3 protein-coding genes are annotated in these 6,000 nt (G+C 65.1%); 1 reads left to right on the top strand and 2 read right to left on the bottom strand.

Going from position 1 to position 6,000, the window contains the following annotated elements; translation table 11 throughout:
* Together B2527_RS11805 and B2527_RS11800 are read right to left on the bottom strand one after the other, a co-directional pair.
* Positions 1 to 1,720 (bottom strand): M13-type metalloendopeptidase (locus tag B2527_RS11805; protein WP_293712465.1); only part of this gene is annotated, 1,720 nt, incomplete at its 3' end.
* A 380-nt stretch (positions 1,721 to 2,100) separates the two neighbouring features.
* Positions 2,101 to 4,197, bottom strand: coding sequence for a M13 family metallopeptidase (locus tag B2527_RS11800; protein ID WP_293712471.1), 2,097 nt, complete (start codon positions 4,195 to 4,197; stop codon positions 2,101 to 2,103).
* A gap of 167 nt (positions 4,198 to 4,364) precedes the next feature.
* Here B2527_RS11800 and B2527_RS11795 point away from each other — a divergent pair, with 167 nt between their 5' ends.
* Positions 4,365 to 5,963, top strand: coding sequence for a phytoene desaturase family protein (locus tag B2527_RS11795; protein WP_293712461.1), 1,599 nt, complete (start codon positions 4,365 to 4,367; stop codon positions 5,961 to 5,963).
* Positions 5,964 to 6,000 lie beyond the last annotated feature (37 nt).

The following is a 6,000-nucleotide window of genomic DNA, read 5'->3' as shown; positions in this document are numbered from 1 at the left end:
TGTTCTCGTCGCGGGTCAGCTCGCCATTGACCTTGGCGTCCTTCACGCCCGGGAAGGCCAGCCCGCCATACTGCACTACGGCGCGGTTGCCAAGCAGGGTCCAGGCGCTCTTGTCGGCCGGCGTCCACCAGCTGCGCAGCTCGCCCTTGGCGTCGATCATGGCGCCCTTGACGTCGATGGCGCGGCTGACTTCGTGTGCCACCATGCCGCCGAACGCGCCGAACTTTTCGGCCGGGGTGGCGGCTTCGGCAAAGATCGGGCCCTGCAGGGCGGCGGCGGTGACGATCAGGCGGTTCTGCGCGATGTCGTAGCTGATGGCTGGCTGTTGCGGCAGCACGTCCCAGCGACGGTCGGCATTGCCCTTGCCGATGCGCTTCATTTCCTGGGCATGGCGCCAGGTGGAGGCGATCAGCATGTTGCCACCAAAGCTGCCACGGCCCATCGGCTGCACGGTGTAGTCCAGGTCGCGCAACGGGGTGCCGATCTCGATCTTCATCGCCGCCAGCTTGGCTTCGGCCTCGCTCTTGGCTTCGGCGCTGAGCCAGGTGCTGCGCTTGACCGCGGCAATCTGCGCTTCGCGGATCTGGTCGACCATGATGCCGGCCTGGCGGCGGGCGTCACGGCTGACGTAGGCATTGGCGTACTCGTGGCCCAGCATCGGGCCGGCGGCCACGTTGATGGCGTCCAGCACTGCATCCGGGCGGGCCGGGGCGATGGTCTGGCCACGCAGCACGCGGCCGCGGAACTCGAACTCGGCGTCGCGGTAGGCTTTGGACAGGTAGGGAGCCATCGCATCACCCACACGCCAGCGCAGGTAAGCCTTCCACTGGTTGGCCGGCAGGCGGCTGACCATGCCATTGAGCTGCTGGAACAGGTTGGGGTCGGCCAGCGAGACCAGGTCGTCGTTGACGCCCTGAGCCCTCAGGAAGGCATCCAGCTGCAGGTTGCGGTAGCGGCTGTTGAGGTCGCGGGTGGAGACCGGTGCGTAGTTGTTGAACGGGTTGTTGATGTCGGCCACCGAATGCGCGCTGCGCGCCAGTTCGGTTTCCAGTTGGATGACCAGCGCCGATTCGGCATCGAGCTGCGCAGCCGGGGTGCCGGTCAGCGCCAGGATCTGCTTCACGTAGGCGCGGTAGCGGCCCATCAATGCGACGGTGTCGGCATCGGTGCGGGTATAGAAGGCCGGGTCAGGCAGACCGGTGCCGCCCTGCATGAAATAGCCGATATGGCGATCCAGCGCCTTCAGGTCCACATCCGGGGCAAAGTTGAATGCCACCGGGATGCCCACTTGGTGCAGGGCGGCGATCGAGGCTGGGATGTCCTTGGCCTTCTTGATGGCATTGATGCGGGTCAGCAGCGGAGCGATGGGCTTGGAGCCGTCGGCCTCGATCGCGGCTTCATCCAGGCCGCTGGCCCAGAAGTCGCCCAGCAGCTTCTGCACGTTGCCCTGCGGGGCGCTCATCGCGCGCTCCAGCAGCTGACGCTGCTGGTTGCGGGTATTGCTGGCCAACAGGCTGAGCGAGCTGACCGCGCCGGTCTGCGGCACCGGGTTGGCCTTGAGCCAGTCGGCGTTGCTGAGCTCGTAAAAATCCGTACAGGCCGCGCTTACCGCCGGTGCGCGCGGGGCCGCTTTCTTGCGGGCCGCCTGGGCGTCGGTCGAGGACAGGGCTGCCACCAGGCTGAAGGCCAGGGCGAGCGAAAGCGGGCGAACGTTTGGCATGTGGTGCATATCCGCAGAAGGACAAAGTGGGCGGAGTTTAACAAGCTGGCGCGGGAATGGCGCCGCCGGGGGCACGGTTTTGGGCGGCGCATCCAAACCCGGGCGGCGTGCGATGCATGAGCCCTGTCAACGACTGCGGCGGAACGGAGCGTGGGTTTGTTATACGGTGAGTTGCCTGCCTTGAAATCGGCTCTGCCGGTACAGGGCAATCCCGGCTTTTCTGCAGGGCCACCACGAGCCGCGGCATCCTTGCGGTGGTGCCCGCAGGCAGGGGAGGAGGGCGGTGATTACCCGTATGTGGGCCACCAGTGCCGTCAAACGTGCAAAAAAGAAGGCCCGGCGTTGCCGGGCCTTCTTCGGTGCTCACTGCGGGGCAGTGGTTACCAGATCACTACCTGCTTGTCGCCAGCACGGACCATCGGCGAACCGGCCTTGCACTGGAACGCCGCAGCGAAGGTCGGCAGGTTCGACGGCGCACCCATGGCGCGGAACTGCGCCGGGGCGTGCGGGTCGGTGGCCAGGCGGACCTTGGCATTCTCGGCGGTGTACTTGGTGCGCCACACGGTAGCCCAGTTGAAGAAGAAGCGCTGGTCGCGGGTGAAACCGTCAACCTTGGCGTCTTCCTTGCCGGCCGAGGCCTTCTGCAGGGCGTCGTAAGCAGTGGCCAGGCCACCCAGGTCGGCGATGTTCTCGCCCAGGGTCAGCGAGCCGTTGACCTTCTGGTCGCCCACCTTGTACCCGTTGAACTGGTTGACCAGCTTGCCGGTCAGGCCGGAGAAGCCCTTGGCGTCAGCTTCGGTCCACCAGTTCTCGAAGTTGCCGGTCGGCCCGAAGCGGCTGCCCTGGTCGTCGTAACCGTGGGTCATTTCGTGGCCGATCACCGCGCCGATGCCGCCGTAGTTCAGCGCGTCGTCGGCGTTCGGGTCAAAGAACGGCGGCTGCAGGATGGCGGCGGGGAACACGATCTCGTTCTGCAGCGGGTTGTAGTAGGCATTGACGGTCTGCGGGGTCATGCCCCACTCGGTCTTGTCCACCGGCTGGCCGATCTTGCCCAGCGCCCACTTGTAGTTGAAGGCGTTGGCCGCGCGCACGTTGCCCAGGTAGTCGTCATGGGTGGTGCTCAGGCCCGACCAGTCACGCCACTTGTCCGGGTAGCCGATCTTCGGGGTGAAGGTCTCCCACTTGGCGATGGCCTTGGCCTTGGTCTCATCGCTCATCCAGCTCAGGTTCTGGATGCGGTCCTTCAGTGCGTCGGCCAGGTTCTTGACCAGCACTTCCATCTTGGCCTTGGCTTCCGGCGAGAAGGCAACCTTGACGTACATCTGGCCGAAGGCATCGCCGGCATCGTTCTCGATGGTGCCCAGCACCTGCTTCCAGCGCGGCTTGATTTCCTTCTGGCCGTTCAGTTCCTTGCCGTAGAACGCGTAGTTCTCCTGCACGAACTCATTGCTCAGGTACGGTGCGGCACCGTCCACGGTGTGGAAGCGCAGGTAGGCGCGCCAGGCCGCCGGGTCGGTATCTGCCAGCATCTTGCTTACTTCCGCGTGGAAGGCGGGCATGGCCAGCGAGAATTTCTCCGGCGCGGTGATGCCCTGGGCCTTGAAGAACTCGGTCCAGCTGAAGTTCGGGGTCAGCTTGTCGGCATCGGCGACGGTGACCGGGTTGTAGTACAGCGAGACGTCACGCGACAGCTCGACGCTGGACTTGGAGGCCTTGGCCAGGCGCGTCTCGAACTTGATCACGTCCTCGGCCTGCTTGGCGGCGTCGGCCGCGGCCACGCCGCTCAGCTCCAGCACCTTGGCCACGTGGGCCTTGTAGGCGTTGAGCTTGTCGGCCTTGCTGGCGTCGGTGTAATAAGTGGTGTCCGGCAGGCCCAGGCCGCCCTGGCTGGCGTAGGCCATGTTCATGGTCGAGTTCTTGAAGTCCGCTTCCGGACCGAAACCGAACAGGAAGTTCTCGCCCTTGGCAGCAGTGCTGCGCAGGTAGTCGGCCAGTGCGGCGCTGTCCTGCAGGCCGTCGATGGCGGCCAGGTCGGCCTTCAGCGGGGTGATGCCCAGGCTGTTGATCTTGGCTTCGTCCATGCCCGAGGCCCAGAAGTCACCGACGATCTTCTCGATGCCGGTGGCGTCCTTCATCGCCGCGGCCTGCTCGGCCAGCTGGTGCTGCACGGCCACCGAACGCTCGTCGAGGATGGTGAAGGCGCCCCAGCTGGTGCGGTCGGAGGGAATTTCGTTGGCGGTGAGCCACTTGTCATTCACATAGCCGCCGAAATCGGTACAGGCGTCCTTGCTCGGGTCCAGGTCGGCGGCGGTGAAGGCGTTGTAGGCCGGCAGCTTGGACTCGTCCAGCTTCAGCTCGGTGGCGGCCGGCGCAGCGGCGGTGGCGGCGGGCGGGGACTGCTCTTCCTGCTTGGGGCAACCGGTCAGCGCGGCGGCGACGGCCAGCGACAGCAGGAGAATCTGGGGTTTGCGAACGATCACGGGAAAGGCCTCCAGGCCGATTTCAGAGCATGAGTGAGGCCCCGAAGCCGGGACCGAAGCAGGAAGATACGCCTGAAACCGATGAGGAAAGGGTGTAGAAGGTCATGGTCGCTCCCGGGTCTTTCCTATGGGCGGCAGCCGCTCGCCGGTGCTATACAGCGGGAATGACCAAGACATCAAGCAAGCAGTGGGATGCGATCCTGATCGGCGGCGGCCATAACGGCCTGGTGTGTGCGGCGTATCTGGCCAAGGCCGGCAAGCGCGTGCTGGTGCTTGAGCGGCGGTCCGTGGTTGGGGGCGCGGCGGTCACCGAGGAGTTCCATCCCGGGTTCCGCAACTCGGTGGCCTCTTATACGGTGTCGCTGCTGCAGCCCAAGGTGATTGCCGAGCTGGAACTGGAGCGGCATGGTCTACAGGTGGTTCCGCGCAAGCTCAACAACTTCCTGCCGCTGGGCAATGGTGACTATCTATTGGCCGGTGGCGGACGCACGGCAGAACAGGTCGCGCGTTTTTCCGCACGCGATGCCGCGCGCCTGCCCGAGTACGAGCAGCGCCTGGAGCTGTTTGCTGATGTGCTGCGCGCACAGGCCCTGCAGGCGCCGCCCAATATCAGCGGTAACGGTTGGCTGCGTGCCTTGCCTGAACTTTGGAAGGCAGGGCAACTCGGCCGACAGCTGCAGCGTCTGGATCCAGGCCTGCAGCAGGAATTGATGGATCTGTTCACGATCTCCGCCGCCGAGTACCTGGACCGTTGGTTTGAGAGCGCGCCGATCAAGGCCTTGTTTGGCTTCGATGGCATCGTCGGCAACTACGCCAGCCCATATGCGCCGGGTACCGCCTACGTGCTGCTGCATCACGTGTTTGGTGAAAGCAATGGCATCAAAGGTGCCTGGGGGCATGCCATCGGCGGCATGGGCGCCATCACCCAAGCCATGGCCCGGGCCGCCCGCGAAGCCGGCGCGGAGATACGCACCGATGCCGCGGTGGACAAGGTGGTGGTCGAGCACGGTCGCGCCGTGGGGGTTGCGCTGGCCGGTGGCGAGGTGCTGCGCGGCAGCGCCATCGTCGCCAACGTCAACCCGAAGCTGCTGTACGAGCGATTGTTGGACCCGGCCGAGGTGCCGGCGGCCACGCGTGAGCGCATGGCCAACTGGCGCTGCGGCTCCGGCACGTTCCGGATGAATGTCGCCTTGTCACGGCTGCCTGAGTTCAGCGTATTGCCGGGGCAGGGCGATCACCTGACCGCCGGCATCATCATCGCGCCCAGCCTGGACTATATGGATCAGGCCTATGTGGATGCGCGCCGCCATGGCTGGTCGCGCGAGCCTGTGGTCGAGATGCTGATCCCCAGTACCCTGGACGACTCGCTGGCACCGCCGGGGCAGCATGTGGCCAGCCTGTTCTGCCAGCACGTTGCCCCGCAGCTGCCGGATGGACGCAGCTGGGATGATCATCGCGAAGAAGTCGCGGATCTGATGATCGCCACCGTCGAAAAGCATGCACCGGGTTTTGCCACTTCGGTGCTCGGCAGGCAGATCATGAGTCCGTTGGATCTTGAGCGGACCTTCGGCTTGATTGGTGGCGACATCTTCCACGGCGCGTTGAGCTTGAACCAGTTGTTCAGTGCGCGGCCGATGCTGGGTCAGGCCAATTACAGGGGGGCGCTGCCTGGGTTGTATCTTTGCGGCTCCGGGACGCATCCAGGTGGAGGGGTAACGGGGGCGCCTGGCCACAATGCTGCGCAGGCAATTCAGGCAGATTAAGAATTTGCTGCATTCCCTTGTTATTGATGAACAGTCT

It is taken from the genome of Stenotrophomonas sp. UBA7606, assembly GCF_002477705.1.
In the GTDB taxonomy this organism is placed as follows: Bacteria; Pseudomonadota; Gammaproteobacteria; order Xanthomonadales; family Xanthomonadaceae; genus Stenotrophomonas.
This window is presented reverse-complemented; position numbering and strand designations above follow the sequence as displayed.